Consider the following 14,935-nt stretch of genomic DNA (forward strand, 5'->3'; position numbering starts at 1 on the left):
GCTATTCGGTGATTTCCAAGGGAATCGGCGGTTAAAACCGCTTTGTTGACCCCCAATCCCGTGCTGATTACTGAGAAAAATATTAAGCTAGCTAAAAGGAAACGCGATCGACAGTTCGGAACAAGACACCCGTTTTTCCACAAAAAACTGGATATTTACCGTTTTTTTTGCTTCAACCTGCCGTCAAAGTACAAAATTACCCGCCCATCAATTCATGAATATTTTTAGCAGTCTGCTTTCTAGCCCAACTCAAGCACCCCAAGTCAAAAAACAGCGTCGAGGCATTGAAATTAAGTCGGAACGCGAAATCGAAATTATGCGACAGGCAGCGAAAATCGTTGCAACGGTACTCAAAGAAATTTCCCAAATGGTGAAACCGGGAATGACTACTGCTGATTTGGATGCTTATGCCGAAAAACGCATCCGTGCTATGGGGGCAACTCCGAGTTTTAAAGGCTATCACGGTTTTCCCGGATCGATTTGCTCTAGCATTAATAACGAAGTTGTTCACGGCATCCCCAGCGCCAAAAAAGTAATTCGGGCCGGAGATGTTCTCAAGGTAGATACGGGGGCATATTACCAAGGTTTTCACGGCGATTCTTGCATTACGATCGCAGTTGTGGAAGTGACTCCCGAATCGGCAAAATTAATCCGAGTCGCAGAAGAAGCTCTCTACAAAGGCATCGAACAAGTGAAGGCTGGAGCCTATTTGCTCGATCTGGCGGGTGCGATCGAAGATCATGTCAAAAGCAACGGTTTTAACATCGTTGAGGAGTTTACCGGCCACGGTGTCGGGCGAAATTTGCACGAGGAACCGTCGGTTTTCAATTTCCGCACGCGGGAAATGCCGAACGTGAAATTGCGAGCCGGCATGACATTGGCGATCGAACCGATTCTGAATGCGGGTTCTAAGTACACTCGGACGCTTTCTGACAAGTGGACTGCTGTAACCGTTGACAATGCTATGTCTGCTCAGTTTGAGCATACTGTGTTGGTGACAGAAACTGGCTATGAAATTTTGACCGATCGTTCAAAAGTTTAAGGGGAAAAAAAGACAATAGTTTTGAGTTTTGAGCTAAAGTTTTTATTCTGTAGGTTGGGTTGAGCGATGGCGAAACCCAACACCTTATTTAAAATGAAGATTTGGGTTTCGTTCCTCAACCCAACCTACAATATTTACACTATTAAGAAGGTAACAGAGATGTCAGCACGATTATTATTGGTAGACGATGAACCGGGCTTGCGGGAAGCAGTACAAGCTTATTTGGAAGATAGCGATTTTGCGGTTGAGGTTGCCAGTAATGCTCGGGATGGGTGGGAACTCTTGCAGCAGACTAATCCCGATTTGGTGATTTCAGACATTATGATGCCCCAGGTGGACGGTTATCAATTTCTCAAGCAAGTGCGGGAAGATCCTCGCTATAAGGCTTTGCCGGTGGTGTTTTTGACGGCTAAGGGGATGACGAGCGATCGCATTCAAGGCTATCAAGCAGGCTGCGATGCTTATCTTTCTAAGCCCTTCGATCCCGACGAATTAGTAGCAATAGTAACGAATTTGCTCGCCCGCCGCGCGGCTGCTAAGGAGACGAGCGAAAGTGCTGAAAGTCCAGATATTGCTGCTTTGACAAGCCAAATGGCGAGAATTGAGTCTTTGCTGAGTGGGCGGAGTTCGATCGCCCAAAGTCCTTCGCCGATTAAAATTGATTTGACTCCGCGAGAACAAAGTGTTTTGGATTTGGTTGCTCAAGGTTTGATGAATAAGGAAATTGCCCGCCGCTTGGAAACTAGCGTGCGTAATGTGGAAAAGTACGTCAGCCGTTTGTTTAGCAAGACGGGTACTAACAGCCGTACTGAGTTGGTTCGCTTCGCTCTCGAACACGGCTTGACGAAATAGGGGCCCTCTCGACTTGGCTGGAGGCTCTCCCTCGGCCATCGGCGTTACCAGGTTCTTCCTGGTAACGATAATTATGAAAAAACTTAGAAATGTTAAGATATAAGTATTGACAGGTATCCGGTGGCTGTGGTATGTCACATCAGCTTGCTGGTGGCAGCGCGGGGGTGCGAAAACTGGTGTGCGAAAACTGGTGTGCGATCGAACTTTTCACCCACTTTGCTTTGAGTCTGAGAGAACACTCGCAAAGGCTGGGGAATTACTTAACGGGAAAACCTGACTGTTTAAGAGTTTTCACGTAGTAAATACAAAGGCAAACACTTGACCGGATATGCTCCGTTAAGCAAACTTGCCACGAAGAGTCACAGATCACGTTATATCCTATGGAAAAGCAAGCGACTATTAATTAATGAATCTGCTCAAAAACGGATACTTGCGAACTACAGGGGTGGTAAGTATCCCACAATTTTAGACCCTAGTTAAAGCTCTCAGATTCATCTGTGGAGTAAATCTAAAACCTAAAATCTAAAATCGACTGACAGCGCTCTAAAGTAGCCGCAGAAGTTGAATGTATAGCAGCACCAAAGTTGAGTTTATATCAGGAGGATACCATGAGTAAAATCTCGGCGCGACAAACAATAAGTGCCATAGTAGCACTGCCGATCGTACTAATAGCCAATACAACTCAAGCTTTTGCCACTGATACCAGTCAGAAAATAGATCCAATTAAGAAAGTTTCGGATTTTGGCGATGAGCTAGATTTTGATATTGGGCCACCAACAACCATCAGCATTGAAGAAAGCGAGGATTGGGATGAACCTGAATTTGCAGCTACTTTAGATATGGAGATTAGTAAATTTATGACAAAAAATCTTCAAGCTGTAATTGATGAGCCGCCGCCGATAGTTTATCTCAGTGCGGCCAGGGGCCAGTCAACCCGGGAATGCCGGATTTCTGGGATATGCGAATAACTAAATCGGATTTGTGCGATTTGGGCGATGGCTGGGAGTCCCGCAAACAAAGACTCATTTGCTGGGTAGAATTAAAGCAATTATCAAGATTTCAGTAAAATTTGGTTGATTTTGCTGGGAATATGCGAATAACAGAGTATGTATTTTTTTGGGTATGCTTTAATGCGATCGGCTAAAATAATAAGTATGCAGGCTGAAAGCAACTTAACTAATTGATAGTTCCCAGTGATGGGAAATCGCCGAAAAGGGCAAAAATAAAATTAATCATGTGATTCTTCGCTGTGATTGGCAAACGTAAAAACTGGTAAAAGTAAACTTAGTTAGAGCAACCGCCAAAACGGTTAGGAAGTTCTTAATTGCACTTTCCCCCTGCGATCGATTCCTTCCATCCGTTACACCCGTTACATCCGTTAAATAATCCGTTGCCGAACTTCCATCCGTTACATCCGTTAAATAATCCGTTGCCGAACTTCCTTTTTTCGGCAGTTGACAGCACCTATCCTGAGAAAGTTTTTCAAAAAATAATTATGATTAATTCGCACTGCCAGCAAGACACCGCAGCACAACAAAACAAAAGTTCGCTGCAAACTCTCACCCGGACTCTGAGAATGTCTCAGGGGCAATTTTCGCTGATTTTGGTACGGTGCAATTACAGCGCTATGAGAGAAAAAATTGTACGGCAATTGCGGGAGGAGTCTGATATCGAGATTCGAGAAATTGTCCTCCCGCCATCTGTCAAAACTCTTTACACGACGATAGAAACCAAACTTTCCTGCAGCCATCCGGCAGCTTTAATGGTGTTTGGCTTGGAATCGGTAAGTGCGATCGATCGACTGCTGACTTCTACCAACTACGTGAGGGAAGAATTTCGGAATAATTTTCCCTTCCCGGTGGTGCTGTGGGTGACAGACAAAATCTTAAAAAAACTGATTCGGTTAGTAACAGATATCGAAACGTGGACGACAAGTGTTGAATTTGTGATTGGCCCCGACGACTTGGTGGATTTCCTGGGCAAAAGTGCCGATCGCATTTTTTCCAACATTTTAGAAAGTGGCAATTGGCGTTTAACTAATTCTGCCATTCTCGGAGCCAATTCTTTGAGTGAACTAGAGTCGGCTAGCCAAGACTTGCAAACTTGCAACATGAGGTTAGAACCAGCTATTGAAGCGAGTTTGCAATTTATTCGCGGTAGGCACGAATATGCTTGTCACCGCATCCATGAAGCTATTGAATTGTATCAAAAAAGTCTCAATTTTTGGAAGCATCAAGTAGCATTTATTGGGCCAAAAACACAATTTAGCGATTTGTTATTTACCGTTCACCCTGCACCGATGTTAGAGGGAATTCTGCTATTCCACATCGGTCTTTGCTACCGCTTCCAAGCAGAAAAACACCGCAGCGGCAACCGTCCTTACTGGACGGAAGCTAAGAATTATTTTCAGGAATGTATTGATGTTTTAGAACGCGCGGGGCGGCCGGATGCCGTTGGTATATTCATCAATCAACTTGGCGAAGTATTGCAGCATTTAGAAGATTGGGATGCACTCTGGAATTTAGCTATCAAAGCTCGGAGGTTACATGAAAATATGGAAAATTCAGCAGTTAATTTGGCTCAAGATTACGGTTTTTTGGCAAGAGTAGCCTTAGAGCAAAAGAACTGGCAAGGGGCGAAAGAATGGGCTTTAGTGGCTCTAGACGTTCTCAACTCAAATTTAGAAGGGACTGGACAGGGCACGCCTGTAAAGTCGCAGCATCTAGGCTTGTATCTGTTAATTTTAGCAGAGGCCCAGAGTCAGTTGGGTGAGGTACAGGAGGCGATCGCGCATTTAGAGCTTGCTCGCTCGGAAACCGAAGCGTGCTACAACCCGCAACTGTATTTGCGGGTTTTAGAAATGCTGCGATCGCTCTATTTTCAGCGGGGAGAATATCTCGAAGCATTTCAAATTAAGCAAGATTATCGAGCGGTGGAACACACGTATCGGTTCCGAGCTTTTATTGGAGCCGGAAAGTTGCAGCCGCACAGAGAAGCGGTTAATTCCGTCGCCGAAACTGTTGCCGACGCTGCTACTATTGCTGACGAAATTACTGCTTCCGGCAGAGAACAAGACCTCAACCGCTTGATATATAGGATGAACAATACCCCAGACAAACTGACAGTAATTTACGGTCAGTCTGGAGTTGGCAAAAGTTCAATTGTCACCGGGGGATTAGTACCAGCTCTCAAACAAAAAAAAATAGAAAGGCGGACTGTTTTGCCGATCGTGCTGCAAGTTTACAACAACTGGCCGCGGGAATTGACCAGACAGTTATCTGCTGGGAAAGCTGAAATATTCGAGCCGGAACTTTCCGAAGCAGTACCGGAAACTGCTCCGGTAGATTTTCCAGTAGAAGCAGGCGCAGTTCAAGAAAATCTTATTTCGGGATTTAACGACGACTTGGCTGGGAATAATGAGGAGAGAAGGGAGCAGTCACAGCCAGTAGAATTAATTAGAGAACCACAGGCGAACGAATACGAAAAAATTATCAAAGAGCTGGAAATAAATTCAGAACATCTAGTGACGGTTCTGATATTTGACCAATTTGAAGAATTCTTTTTCGTGTGGAAAGAGCCAGCCCAAAGGCAGAGATTTTTTGATTTTTTGCGGGAATGCTTGAAAATAAAATATTTAAAAGTCGTCCTGTGTTTGCGGGAAGATTACCTGCACTATTTGCTGGAATTTTCCCGACCAAAAAACCCGACTGGATTCGTTAACAATGATATTTTAGAGGACATTCTCAGCAAAAATATTCTGTTTTATTTGGGCAATTTTTCGCTGGTCGATGCGCGATCGGTAATTCGCACTTTAACTGAGCGAGCGCAGTTTTACTTAGAACCGGAGCTGATCGAAGAATTAGTCAATGATTTAGCTGGAGAATTGGGAGAAGTCCGCCCGATCGAACTACAACTTGTCGGCGCTCAACTGCAACAAGAGAACATTAGAACTTTAGCTCAATATCAGGAACTAGGCAACAATCCGCAACAAAAATTAGTCGAAAGGTTTCTCGAAGAAGTCATCAAAGATTGCGGCCCGGAAAATGAAGTAGCGGCGCGCCGAGTTTTGTATTTGCTCACAGATGAAGATGAGATCCGTCCCCTAAAAACCCGCGCCGAATTAGCCTCTAATTTAGCGACATTTGCCGAAGCTGACAAATTAGATTTAGTCTTAGAACTGTTAGTAAACTCTGGTTTAGTTTTTCGATGGACGGAACTGCCTGCAGAGCTTTATCAGCTCGTTCACGACTATCTAGTTAGTTTCATCCGCCAGCAGCAAGAATTAGATAAAAAGGCAGAATTTGAGGAACTGCGAAAGCAAAACCAAATTAACCGAGATGAAATTGAACAAATTCGCAAAGACAGAGAGCAAGATGCTTTGCTGTCGGAAGCTAGAGAGAAACAGCACGAAGCGGAAGCTCAACTTTACCAATCTCGGAGATGGCAATTGCGGGCGGCGGTTCTAGGAGTGCTTGTACTCGCAGGTGTTTCGGGGATGGCATTCGAGCAAGCAAAATTAGCAGAAAGCGCGCGGCAAGAAGCAGAAAGAAGTCGGACTGACGCCCTAAATTCGGCCTCGGAATCTTTAGTGATTTCTAATGAAAAAAATCAATTAGGAGTGTTGGAAAATAGTATCAAAATTGGTCGTGATTCTCTGAAAAGTACAGCGCTTCCTGTAGACACTAAAACTAAAATTGCAGAAAGACTCAGACAAGCAGTTTCCGGGGTGCAAGAACGCAACCGTTTCGAGCAGCACAGCAAGTTTGTTTTGGATGTGAGTGTCAGCCCCGACGGCAATTCCGTTGCTTCGGCAAGTGCTGATAAAACGGTTAAATTGTGGACCAAAGAAGGTAAGTTATTAAAAACTTTCAATCACCCGGATAGCGTGACGAGTGTTAGTTTTAGTCCTGATGGGAAAACGATCGCTACTGGTTGTGCCGATCGTACAATTAGAATTTGGCAAGTAGATAACGACAAAAGTGCGATAGGCATTTTATCCGGCCACCGCGATATCGTCACCAGCGTCAGTTTCAGTCCCGACGGCAAAACCCTAGCTTCCGCCAGTCACGACAACACCGTCAAAATCTGGAACCTTGCGAACAAAAAATTGCTGCAAACCTTAACCGGACACAAAGACTGGGTACTCGGCGTCAGTTTCAGTCCCGACGGCCAAACAATTGCCTCCGCAAGTGTTGACAAAACTGTCAAACTTTGGAACCGAGAAAGTAAAACGCAGAAATTTAGAATTAATCCCAAAACATTAACCAAACATTCTGACATTGTTTACAGCATTAAGTTCAGCCCAAACAGTCAAGAACTCGTCTCGGCAAGTGCCGACACCACAGCCAAAGTTTGGAACCGAAACGGTGAGGAAATCAGAACTCTCAAAGGACACAACGATGAAGTTGTCAGCGCAAGTTTCAGTCGCGACGGCAAAAAAATTGTCACCGGCAGTGCAGACGATACGGTGAAAGTTTGGAGTCGCAGCGGCACTTTGCTCAACACTTTTCGAGGACATCAAGACGACGTAAGAGCCGTAAGTTTCAGCGGCGACGGCACTATTGCTTCCGCAAGTAAAGACAAAATAGTGAAAATTTGGAAACCGGACAGCACTCCGCTGAATAAGATTTTATCTGGACACGGAGACTGGGTTTACAAAGTCAGTTTTAGTGCTGACAGCAAAACAATTGCTTCTGCTAGCGGGGACAAAACAGTGAGACTTTGGCGCACTGACGGCAGTTTATTCAAAACCTTAGAAGGTCACAATGATTCTGTTACCTGGGTGAGCATTTCGCCTGATGATAAAACTGTTGCTTCTGCCAGCGATGACAAAACCGTGAAAGTCTGGAATTTAAACGGCAAACTGTTAGATACTCTCAGCCACAGTGGCATTGTTAGAAGCGTGAGTTTTAGTCCAGACGGAAAGATAATTGCCGCCGCTAGTGCCGATCGCAAATTGTACATCTGGCGCTGGAACGGTTCTAAAGCAACTTTGTTGACCAAACTCGATCACAGCAATCCAGTAATTAGTGTTAGCTTCAGTCCCGACGGCAAAACTATTGCTACTGCTACTGCTGCTGAGGACAAGGCAAGCGGGAAGAAAAAGGCTTTTGAAATTACGGGAGAAAAGAGAGTTTACCTGTGGCAATTTAACGGTTCGTCGGCGAAAATTATGAAAACTCTCGACCACGAGGACAGCGTTAAAAATGTGAGTTTTAGTCCCGACGGTAAGACTATTGCTGCTGCTTGCGCTGACAAAAAAGTTTACTTGTGGGAGTTTGATGGAAAGGTGGCGAATTTAACTGAAAAACTCGACCACAGCGATACTGTAGAAAGCGTGAGTTTTAGTCCCGACGGCAAGTTGATTGCGGCGGCGAGTGGGGGAAATACTGTTAAGCTGTGGGATTTTGACGGCAAGAAGGCGCTGCTATCGAAGACTTTGGAATCGAGCGATCGCGTGTTGAGCGTTACTTTTAGTTCGGACAGCAAAACTCTGGCTTTTGCTAGCAGGGATAGAAGTGTAATTTTGTGGCCTGTGGAGAATTTGCAACTGAATAATATCATTGCTCGGAGTTGCGAATGGTTGGGAGATTATTTGCAGAATGACCCGAATGTTGCTGAGGGCGATCGACTGCTTTGTCTTGGATTTGGGAAGCAAGCCCTAAATAAGGGGAAGCGGTGAAATTGACAGCGGTAAGTTGCGGGCTGCACACCCTACATAATTATATTTTGCTAATTCTCATCAACATAATTTTATGGAAAAATTCTGTATATGTCTCGGCGGTGCGCTACTCGCTGACAAATTAAAGTTTTTGTCGGTGCATCAACTGTGAGTCCAATACGGTAGTCACCAACACGAATTTTATATTTATCTGGATAACCTTTCATTTTTTCCAGATATCCTAATGCAAAGGGATTGTCTGATTCTAAGAATTGAAAAACTATAGGTTCTATCCTACTTCTAATTTCAGCAGGTAAAGCAGCTAGTTCTTTGAGGAACCGATTTGTATATTCAACTTGCCACATTATTTTGTTTGATTGAGTTATAATACTTTAGTGCTTGTTCTTTTGATAATCTCTCATCACCTTCAGTTTCTTCTATAAGTTTAGCCAGACCATAGTTTTCCAAAATCTCCTCGATTTTCTCAAATTGTTCAAGGGGGATTTGAACAGCAATCGGCTGCTGATTTTCGTCGATTACATAACTTTTATGTATTTCTAGCATTTTGTAGTGTTTATATATGAGTATATGAATTATTATAATAGATACATTTTTTTTGTCAATAGGCCATCCCGTCTGCCTGTCGAGTTGCTCAACCGATAGGTTAAACAAATCTATCTACTGGCTAATGGTGTTGGCAGTAAAATTGCGCTAGAATTCGACTGACAAGCTTAACCTTTTTGGCAATTCCCCACAGAATTAACCAGCAATTAAAATCCGAGGTAAACCACATGGATGTCAACTCCCCAAATGTCCAACCAATCCCGCCATTCAACGAGACAAACGAGGAAACACCAGAGATAGGTGGCGGTTTACCCGTAATTGAATATTGGGCCGAACATACATTGTCCCCGGAAGGGCCGAAACTTTGGAAAACTTTGCTGCACAAAAGTGCTTGTTTGTCCTGTTCTTGGGGCACTGGCGGGCAGAAAGGAGGTTTTACGAATGAAGAGGGCGAAAAACTTCAGCGGTGCATGAAAAGCGTCGAAGCAATCTCCGCTGAAATCAAGCCTGCTATCTCAACTCAATTTTTTGAACAGCAGAGTATTGCACAACTTCAGCAATTAACTTCAATGGAAGCCGATAGGTTGGGAAGGCTGAGTTTTCCCATGATTTTGCGGGCTGGTTCATCTCATTACGATCGCATTTCTTGGCAAGAAGTTTATCAAATTGCGGAAGCTGCCTTTCGCAAAACCCCCGAACGAGTGGCATCTTACAGTTCCGGTCGCTCTTCCAACGAAGCTGCTTTTCTGTTGCAATTGATGATGCGGGCGATGGGTTCCAATAACTTAGCAGATTGTTCCGATCTCTGCCACGCTCCCTCGACAATCGGGTTAAGCGAAATGTTTGCCACCCGCACCTCGTTAGTGAGTCTAGAAAACTTGAAGGAAGCAGATTGCGTCGTGCTCGCGGGCAGCAATTCTTCCTACAACCATCCCCGCTTGATGAACGAATTGATTAAAATTCGCGACAAAGGCGGTAAAATAATTGTAATCAATCCGGTGATGGAAATCGGGTTAGTCAAGTTTGGTTCTCCCGCATTTCCGGTCAAGTCGCTCATCCCCGGTTCCGATATTTCCTCGCTATACTTGCAACCAATTCCCGGCAGCGATACGGCGCTCTTTGTCGGCATTCAAAAATCTGTAATCGAACAAGGTTTGCTGGACGAAAGCTATTTGCAAGCTCATACAGAAGGTTGGGAATCAGTAGTACAGCACGCCCGCGAAACCGATTGGGAAACTATTACTAAAACCTGCGGAGTTTCCCAAGCCGAAATTGAGGCTGCAGCCAGAATTATTGGCACGTCCCAGCGAGTTGTATTCGGTTGGGCGATGGGAATTACCCAACAGGATAACGGTGTAGATAACGTTTTCAGCATTGCCAATACTGCCTTAATGACAGGAAATGTCGGCAAAGAAGGGGCTGGATTAATGCCAGTGAGAGGACACTCAAACGTCCAAGGATTCGGCTCTATGGGCGTCACTGTGAAGCTGAAAAAAGAAATTCAACAAGCTTTAGAAAAGTTATTGAATCGTCCCCTCAGTCCTGTTAAGGGCTACGACACTCGATCGCTCATTGAAGCAGCAGAAGCAGGCAAAGTCGATACGCTGATATGTCTGGGCGGCAACTTGTATGGGGCGAATCCAGATTCAACGCAGGCAAAACAGGCTTTAAGCAATGTTGAAACCGTTATCTACCTCGCAACCAAACCGAATTTAGGGCATTTTCACGGATTGGCAAAGCACAATACAATTGTGATCCCCGTCCTGAATCGCTTTGAAAACCCCCACAAAACAACGGTGGAATCTGGCAATAACTTTGTGCGTTTAAATGATGAGGGCGAAACTCATCTCCAAAATTCGGATTTGATTCCTGAAGTTTATTTTTTGACAGAATTAGCCAGCAGAATTCACGGCGATTTCCCTGTTGAGTGGCGCAAACTTCAAGACACAAAATACGTTCGCCAATTGATTGCTAAAACTATTCCTGGCTATGAAAAGATGGCGACAATTGATGAAACACAAGAGGAATTTACCATCAGCGGTCGCATTTTTACAGAACCTAAATTCCCTACAGAGTCTGGGAAAGCGAAGATGTTTGTCACGCCTTTACCTAAGCTGAAATTACCGGAAGCGAAAGAGTTTGGAGTATCGGAATCAACACAGGGTATTGTTGTGGCATTGATGACGGGACGCAGCTATTCTCAGCACAATACTGTGGTTTACAAAATTGATGACAAATACCGGGGAATGCCGCACCGCAACTGCATTTTGATGAATCGCGCGGATGCAGAAAGCGCTGGTTTGCAAGAACATCAGCGGGTTACGGTGCAGGGAAATGTGGGGAAAATGGAAAATGTCGAGGTGATTTACGGGGCGGTTCGTGAGGGTGCTGCTTTGATGTTTTATCCTGAAGTTAATGTGATTTTTCACCCGGAGATTGAAAAGCGATCTGGCACGCCTGCTTACAAGCGCGTACCTGCTTTTGTTTATGCAGAAAGGTAAAAACCGAATACTAGAGATACCTGCTTTCTTCAAGAATTGGGGGAGGTAAACAACGTACTTGAACTAATTAAAAAATCAGATTGCCCGATCGAACTTACCGCTATTCCCGGTAACAGCGCCAAGACTTGTCCGGTGCTGCCGATCCGAATTTCAGTATCGTTGCCTGAAGGTACGATCGACAGTTGGTCGAATCTCAAACCATCAACTAACACTAACCAATCCACACCATCAGCAAAATCAACAATCGTATCCGTACCCCCATCCGGCTCCAACACAATGCCATCGACACCGACACCGGTGATAATAGTATCGTTTGCCCGACCGCCCCGCAGCAAATCCCCCCCGCCCCCGCCAATTAACAAGTCCATGCCTTTGTCGCCGTAAATATAGTCACCGCCTTCGCCACCGTCCAAACTATCGCTTTGCCGCCCCCCACTAATCGTGTCGATCCCCGCACTGCCTAGAATACTGTTAGCTAATTCATTTCCAAGTACCTGGTCATTTCCGGGCGAACCTACCAGATTTTCGATATCCGCGCCAAAAGCAATGTACGTGCCAAAGGTTTCAGTTGTATAAAGCCGATCGAGATCACTACCTAGCGCCACCTGCGAAGTTTGTAGATAGTAGCTCTGATCTCCCAGAGCGCTCTTTGCCGTGAGCGGCTTACCCTGATTCATGTTCAAAGAATAAACGTTGTTGGCAGGCAGTGCCGAAAAGTCCAAAGTATCGCTGCTGCCGCCGCCGTCCCAGATAGTTTGAACGGTATTGAAATTAGTGCTGTCGAATTTGTAAACATTATTGTCACCGTTAAAGTCGCTGCGGGTGCCGTAAAGATACTGCAATGCCCGGATGTCATAAGGCATCAAACTCCGGGGATTTTTGTTACGGGAGGTGCTAGATATGGATAATTGGGGATTGTAGGACATGATCGTATTTCTGGTGTTGTCCTTGTCAAACGGAAGATACGGAGGCTGTCCGGGGTTGTCTATTCGATCGCTGCTGAAGCTGTAGTTGCCAGGGTGCTTCAAACCCATCGCGTGAGCGATTTCGTGAATTAAAGTCGAGTGGCCGTAACTGCCGGGCTCTGAGGAAAAAGCTCTTGCCGGATCGTTTTCATGGATTTTTTGGAGGTGGATGGCGCCACCGCGCAATAAATTATCTGGATCATAAGCGTAGGCATAGCCCTCAGCACCCACCCCATCAGAAAACATAATTCTGATGTTGCTTTGGGCCGAGTCTGGAACTTCTACAAAGTTGAGCGGCAAGACTGTGGCATAATTGTCCTGCAAGATTTGGCGGACATTCTGTTTGATGCGATCGTTAACTTCCTCAATATTGGTTTCGTTTCTAGATGCAAAATAACTGGCCGCGCTGTCAGCAGTCACAAAACTGTAGGTGATGGTGCCGCCGGGAGCGACGTTCCATTTGGCTGGCTGTCCGGGGTTTGCTCTACTTCTTGTCAGCAGAGCATCGATCTCGTTAGAGTTGCTGAAGGCGGAAGCTTGAGCGGCCGATCGTTCGGCGCCCGAATCTGAGGTTTGAGCGCCGCTGCTACAGATCGGGCAGCTATGTTGTGAAGCACCTTGCAACAAATCTGAATTGTTATTAGTTAAATCACTCAGAGTGTAAACAGACATGAGGTTCCTTCCAATTGGAGGCAAGAGGATGTTGATTAATATTATTAAATAAACAGATATGAAAGTCAACTCATAAAATTCATGACTTTGACTTCATAAAAATCATATTTATCAATAAATGTTACCAACAAACGATCGGTTGTCACGAATGATTTGAGCTTGCTGCTATTAACTCTTAATTTGCAAAGCTCTACCCCGCCAAGTCCATCCCCAGCCGGTTTCTGTTTTAATCGCAGAGGCGATCGCCATCGCCGCCACGAACGCACCTCCGAAACCTCCCAACCACCAGTATTTCGTCGGACATTCAGAAATCTCGGCACCCAAGCGGCGCAAAGTGTAATGCTGCCAAATTACGATTACGGATAAACAGATAGTTAACCAGGTAATTGGCAATTGGTAATTGGTAATTGGTAATTGGTAATTGGTGATTGTCAGAATTTCTGCGAAGTCCCCGTTTGCCAGCAAAATAGCTAATGCCAACCACGGCATCGGATAAAGAAAAAACATAATTGCAGCCATGTAAACCATCATGCCCCAACTGCGGTTAGCGCCGAGATACAAATTCTTTGTCCAGCCTTCCCACAATGCGTTCCAAGACCGATACATCCGCACGGATGCCAAATTTGACCCGGAATAAAGTCCGAGCTTTAAACTTGCACGTTTGATGCGTCTAGCTAATTCCACATCTTCCACAATTTCGCTTGCAACTGCTTCGTGACCACCGATTTTTTCGTAGCCCGATCGCCTAAATAACATGAACGGGCCACCCGCAAAAGCGCTGTCTGTTTTCGAGGGGTCGTTGACGGCGGTGAAGTCGAAGCAAACTGCTAAGTGATTGAACATTATCGGCTGCACTAACCACTCGGCAAAACACTCACAAACCAGCGCTGGCATACAGGTGAACAAGTCTATTTTCTCGGTTTCGGCTGTGGCGATAGCGGTTTCGATCGCCCCTGGTTTGAGTCGCACGTCGGCATCGATAAATAACAAGAAGTCTCCGGTTGCTATTTGAACAGCTTGGGCGCAGGCCCAGTTTTTGCCCGCCCAATATTGGTTGGTTGGTCGCGGCTGACCTGCTAATATTTTTAGGCGGGGGTCGTTGAGATGCTGTTGCAGGGTTTGCCCGAGCGCCTTGGTGTCGTCTGTCGATCGATCGTCTACAATTAAAACCTCTAAGTTTTCCACAGACAGCGGTGTACTCTCCAAAATGGCGATCGCGCAATCCCGAATATTCTCTGCCTCGTTGTATGCTGGTACGATTACCGAAACTTTAGGGAACTGTGCGGCGGAGTCCGGTGAGGGCCTCGCGGAACTTCTGTCGGTTCGAGGCGCATTTTCGACCGATCGGCGCAAATTCTTAGTGTAAGCTGTACTTACAATCAGAGAAAAAATTAGCAGGGTTAACAATATCAAAGCGAACTGACCTCAAAATTTCGGTACAGGATTTGTCTCCCTAAATATTAAAAAATATTAAAACAAAAAGCTAGTCGATCGCCCGAAAAGTTATTTTGACCGAAAGCATCCAGGATACAAGCCCCCGGATTCATCTCGCGCAAGTCAATGCTTCAATCTAAAATCTAAAATCTAAAATCTAAAATCGATTGACCGAAAGCATCCAGGATACAAGCCCCCGGATTCATCTCGCGCAAGTCAATGCTTCAATCTAAAATCTAAAATC

At 45.2% G+C, this 14,935-nt stretch carries 10 protein-coding genes; 6 read left to right on the forward strand and 4 right to left on the reverse strand.

Features of this window, described 5'->3' with window-relative positions:
* Positions 1-214 precede the first annotated feature (214 nt).
* From map to QUB12_RS19595, 5 genes are all read left to right on the forward strand, one after another.
* On the forward strand, positions 215-1,042 hold the full coding sequence (gene map / locus QUB12_RS19575) for a type I methionyl aminopeptidase (protein ID WP_333102021.1): 828 nt from the start codon (positions 215-217) through the stop codon (positions 1,040-1,042).
* A 159-nt stretch (positions 1,043-1,201) separates the two neighbouring features.
* Positions 1,202-1,894: a response regulator transcription factor gene (locus QUB12_RS19580; protein WP_333140172.1), complete on the forward strand. Its 693-nt coding sequence runs from the start codon at positions 1,202-1,204 to the stop codon at positions 1,892-1,894.
* A gap of 131 nt (positions 1,895-2,025) precedes the next feature.
* Positions 2,026-2,193, forward strand: coding sequence for a hypothetical protein (locus QUB12_RS19585; protein ID WP_333308051.1), 168 nt, complete (start codon positions 2,026-2,028; stop codon positions 2,191-2,193).
* Between the two features lie 309 nt (positions 2,194-2,502).
* Entirely contained in the window at positions 2,503-2,862 is a 360-nt protein-coding gene (locus tag QUB12_RS19590; protein ID WP_333308053.1) for a hypothetical protein, read from the forward strand.
* A gap of 527 nt (positions 2,863-3,389) precedes the next feature.
* A complete protein-coding gene (locus tag QUB12_RS19595; protein ID WP_333140166.1) occupies positions 3,390-8,576 on the forward strand; it encodes an nSTAND1 domain-containing NTPase in 5,187 nt (1,728 codons plus the stop codon).
* 71 nt (positions 8,577-8,647) lie between these two features.
* On the opposite strand, the gene QUB12_RS19600 is transcribed toward QUB12_RS19595, so the two are convergent.
* Complete coding sequence (locus QUB12_RS19600) at positions 8,648-8,920, reverse strand: type II toxin-antitoxin system RelE family toxin (RefSeq protein WP_332980082.1); 273 nt, start codon at positions 8,918-8,920, stop codon at positions 8,648-8,650.
* On the reverse strand, positions 8,907-9,119 hold the full coding sequence (locus QUB12_RS19605; protein WP_333140163.1) for a hypothetical protein: 213 nt from the start codon (positions 9,117-9,119) through the stop codon (positions 8,907-8,909). The genes QUB12_RS19600 and QUB12_RS19605 overlap by 14 nt, the downstream gene beginning before the upstream one ends.
* Positions 9,120-9,346: 227 nt before the next feature.
* Between QUB12_RS19605 and QUB12_RS19610 the strand changes: the two genes are divergently transcribed.
* Positions 9,347-11,620, forward strand: coding sequence for an FdhF/YdeP family oxidoreductase (locus QUB12_RS19610; RefSeq protein ID WP_333308055.1), 2,274 nt, complete (start codon positions 9,347-9,349; stop codon positions 11,618-11,620).
* Positions 11,621-11,649: 29 nt separating this feature from the next.
* Here QUB12_RS19610 and QUB12_RS19615 read toward each other — a convergent pair whose 3' ends face one another.
* Positions 11,650-13,257: a M10 family metallopeptidase gene (locus QUB12_RS19615; protein WP_333140159.1), complete on the reverse strand. Its 1,608-nt coding sequence runs from the start codon at positions 13,255-13,257 to the stop codon at positions 11,650-11,652.
* 168 nt (positions 13,258-13,425) lie between these two features.
* Positions 13,426-14,670 (reverse strand): glycosyltransferase family 2 protein, encoded by a 1,245-nt coding sequence (locus QUB12_RS19620; RefSeq protein ID WP_333308057.1) that lies wholly within the window; start codon positions 14,668-14,670, stop codon positions 13,426-13,428.
* Positions 14,671-14,935 lie beyond the last annotated feature (265 nt).

The sequence above is a fragment of the Microcoleus sp. B7-D4 genome, assembly GCF_036705125.1.
Classification (GTDB): domain Bacteria; phylum Cyanobacteriota; class Cyanobacteriia; order Cyanobacteriales; family Microcoleaceae; genus Microcoleus.